Origin of the sequence: Kitasatospora sp. NPDC057223, assembly GCF_042669755.1 — a bacterium.
Classification (GTDB): Bacteria; Actinomycetota; Actinomycetes; order Streptomycetales; family Streptomycetaceae; genus Kitasatospora.
Window position 1 is genome coordinate 1 of the sequence record NZ_JBHUWW010000276.1, and the last position, 3583, is coordinate 3583.

Sequence of the window (3583 nt, forward strand, 5' to 3'; positions counted from 1 at the left end):
CCGCTGGAGCTTCCTCCAGCGGGGCCCGGCCTTTTGGCCGTCCGGGCCTGTAGGTGTCGCCGGGCGGGTTGTTCGCCGAGGGCGAAAGCGAGCGGGACCGGCCCCGGCCCGCTCACTCGTACGGCCTAACGGTCCCGATCGGATGCAAGGATGTGGACGGCCGCGCCCGCAGAGCGGCCGTTCCGCGTCAGAAAGGTCCCCACCATGGCCATCGAGGCCGGCACCCGGGCTCCGGATTTCGAGCTCAAGAACCAGCACGGCGAGCTGGTGAGGCTCTCCGACTTCCAGGGCGAGAAGAACGTCGTCCTGGTGTTCTACCCGTTCGCCTTCACCGGCGTCTGCACGGGCGAGGTGTGCGCGATCCAGAAGGAGCTGCCGCGCCTGCAGAACGACGACGTGCAGGTCCTGGCCGTCTCCAACGACTCGCCGTTCACCCTGCGCGTCTTCGCCGACCAGGAGGGCCTGGAGTACCCGCTGCTGTCCGACTTCTGGCCGCACGGCGAGGTCTCCCGCGCCTACGGCGTGTTCCAGGAGGACAAGGGCTGCGCGGTGCGCGGCACCTTCGTGATCGACAAGGCCGGCGTGGTGCGCTGGTCGATCGTCAACGGCCTGCCGGACGCCCGTGACGAGCAGGAGTACCTGAAGGCCCTCGGCGCCCTCTGAGCCCCGGCGCGGCCCTTCCCGGCCTCTCCGGGGCCCGCCGCGACCCCGGCCGGCCCGGATGTCCGTGCACGTCTTGGGCCCGGTCACTGCGCAGGACGGGAACCCGGCACTACGATCGGGCCGTTGGCAGGTCAGAGGCGCACCGGCCGAGGCCGGCCGCTTCGGACCGCACCACGGGGGCACCACGACGTGCCTCCCGATTCTTGGAGGACCAGTGGGTGTCAGCCTGAGCAAGGGCGGCAATGTCTCGCTCACCAAGGAGGCCCCGGGCCTGACCGCCGTGATCGTCGGCCTTGGCTGGGACGTCCGCACCACCACCGGCACGGACTTCGACCTCGACGCCAGCGCCATGCTGTGCAACGAGGCCGGCCGGGTGGACGGGGACGGCAACTTCGTCTTCTTCAACAACCTCAAGAGCCCCGACGGCTCGGTCGAGCACACCGGCGACAACATCACCGGTGAGGGCGAGGGCGACGACGAGCAGATCAAGGTCAACCTGGCCACCGTGCCGGCCGCCGTCGCCAAGATCGTGTTCCCGGTCTCCATCTACGACGCCGAGAACCGGACCCAGAACTTCGGCCAGGTCCGCAACGCGTTCATCCGCGTGGTGAACCAGGCGGACAACAAGGAGCTGGCCCGCTACGACCTGAGCGAGGACGCCTCGACCGAGACCGCGATGGTCTTCGGCGAGCTGTACCGCAACGGCGCCGAGTGGAAGTTCCGCGCCATCGGCCAGGGCTACGCCTCCGGCCTGCGCGGCATCGCGCAGGACTTCGGCGTCAACGTCTGACCCGTCGCCACGACGGTCGCTGGGCCCCGAGCCGGGGCCGCCGGGTGCGCAGCCGCGCGCCGGGCGGCCCCGGCTCCGTGCTGCGGCGGCTCCGTGCTGCGGCGGCCACCCCCGGTGGCCCTCCCGGTGCCCGCGCACTGGAAGGATGGGGGAGTTCAGGAAGTTCAGCCGGCCGGACCGGGCCGGAGGGGGCCGTGGGGGCATAGAACCTGAGATGCGCCCCGGGACCGATTGGGAGGAAGAACAGTCATGAGTGTCACGCTCGCCAAGGGCGGGAACGTCTCGCTGACCAAGGCCGCGCCGAACCTGACGCAGGTGCAGATCGGCCTCGGCTGGGACGCCCGCTCGACCACGGGTGCGCCGTTCGACCTCGACGCCAGCGCGCTGCTCTGCCAGGGCGGCCGGGTCCTCGGCGACGAGTACTTCGTGTTCTACAACAACCTGAAGAGCCCCGAGGGTTCGGTCGAGCACCAGGGCGACAACCTCACCGGTGACGGTGAGGGCGACGACGAGGTCGTCGTGGTCAACCTGGATCTGGTGCCGGCCCACGTGGACAAGGTGGTCTTCGCGGTGTCGATCTACGACGCCGAGGCCAGGCTGCAGAACTTCGGGCAGGTCCGCAACGCGTACATCCGCGTGGTGAACGTGGTGGACGGGCAGGAGATCGCCCGTTACGACCTGTCGGAGGACGCCTCCAACGAGACCGCCATGATCTTCGGTGAGCTGTACCGCTACCAGGGGGAGTGGAAGTTCCGCGCGGTGGGCCAGGGCTATGCCTCCGGCCTGCGCGGCATTGCTCTGGATTTTGGCGTAAACGTACAGTAAAGGCCCCGTCATCACTCGGAAAGAACAACAAGGGGCACCGCGGGGGTGACCTGACCGGGATTCAGTCCCGGTCAGGGCGTCTCAGGACGACGCCGCACCCGTGGCCCGCCCTGACACCCGAAAGGTAACCAATTCCCGTGTTCCTCCGCACATTCGGCTGGTCGTTCGCGATCACTATCGTCGGCCTGATCGCCGCCGGCCTGCTCTGGGGCGCCGAGGGCTTCGGCATCGTGCTGATCCTCTCCGTCCTGGAGATCTCCCTGTCGTTCGACAACGCGGTGGTCAACGCCACGGTGTTGAAGCGGATGAACCCGTACTGGCAGAAGATCTTCCTCACCGTCGGCGTGCTGATCGCCGTCTTCGGCATGCGCCTCGTCTTCCCGCTGCTGGTGGTCGGTCTGACCGCGCACCTCAACCCGGCGACGGTGATCGACCTCGCGCTGCACTCCGACCAGACCTACAACGGGTCGACGTACGCCGAGTACCTGGAGGCGGCCAACCCGGCCATCGCCGCGTTCGGTGGCATCTTCCTGCTGATGATCTTCCTCGACTTCATCTTCGAGGAGAAGGACTTCAACTGGCTGAGCTGGATCGAGAAGCCGCTGGAGAAGGTCGGCAAGCTGGAGGCGTTCTCCTCGGTCATCGCCCTGATCACGCTCGCCCTGGCCGCGAACTTCTTCGCCGGCGAGAACGCCGAGACCGTCCTGCTGGCGGGCATCATGGGCCTGACCACCTACCTCGCCGTCAACGGCCTGTCGAGCGTCTTCGAGGCCGGCCTGGAGGCCGACGACGAGGAGGCCGAGGGCGCCGCCGAGGCCGGCGGGAAGGGCGGCAAGACGATCGTCCAGGTGGGCGGGAAGGCCGCGTTCTTCCTGTTCCTGTACCTGGAGGTCCTCGACGCCTCGTTCTCCTTCGACGGTGTGGTCGGCGCCTTCGCCATCACCCAGGACATCTTCATGATCACCCTGGGCCTGGGCATCGGCGCCATGTACATCCGCTCCCTGACGGTCTTCCTGGTCCGCAAGGGCACCCTGGAGGACTACGTCTACCTGGAGCACGGCGCGCACTACGCGATCGGCGCGCTGGCCGCCATCCTGCTGGTCGGCATCGAGTACCACATCCCGGAGATCGTCACCGGCCTGATCGGTGTCGCCTTCATCGGGCTGGCCCTCGGCTCCTCCATCCTGCGCAACCGCCGCGAGCACGCGGCGGGCGGCGGCGACCACGAGCTGGTCACCAGCGACTCGAAGTAGCCGCTGGACCTGGAGCCACGCGAAACGGCCGTCCCCCGCACAGTGCGGGGGC

4 protein-coding genes are annotated in these 3583 nt (G+C 68.5%); all 4 read left to right on the forward strand.

Annotated elements, in window-relative coordinates; all coding sequences use genetic code 11:
* Nucleotides 1-204: 204 nt before the first annotated feature.
* Nucleotides 205-663: a peroxiredoxin gene (locus ACFUK0_RS39895; RefSeq protein WP_380258949.1), complete on the forward strand. Its 459-nt coding sequence runs from the start codon at nucleotides 205-207 to the stop codon at nucleotides 661-663.
* A gap of 214 nt (nucleotides 664-877) precedes the next feature.
* Nucleotides 878-1453, forward strand: a complete 576-nt coding sequence (locus ACFUK0_RS39900; protein WP_380258951.1) for a TerD family protein — start codon at nucleotides 878-880, stop codon at nucleotides 1451-1453.
* Nucleotides 1454-1702: 249 nt separating this feature from the next.
* Nucleotides 1703-2278: a TerD family protein gene (locus tag ACFUK0_RS39905; protein ID WP_380258953.1), complete on the forward strand. Its 576-nt coding sequence runs from the start codon at nucleotides 1703-1705 to the stop codon at nucleotides 2276-2278.
* 137 nt (nucleotides 2279-2415) lie between these two features.
* Nucleotides 2416-3531, forward strand: coding sequence for a DUF475 domain-containing protein (locus ACFUK0_RS39910; protein WP_380258955.1), 1116 nt, complete (start codon nucleotides 2416-2418; stop codon nucleotides 3529-3531).
* Nucleotides 3532-3583 lie beyond the last annotated feature (52 nt).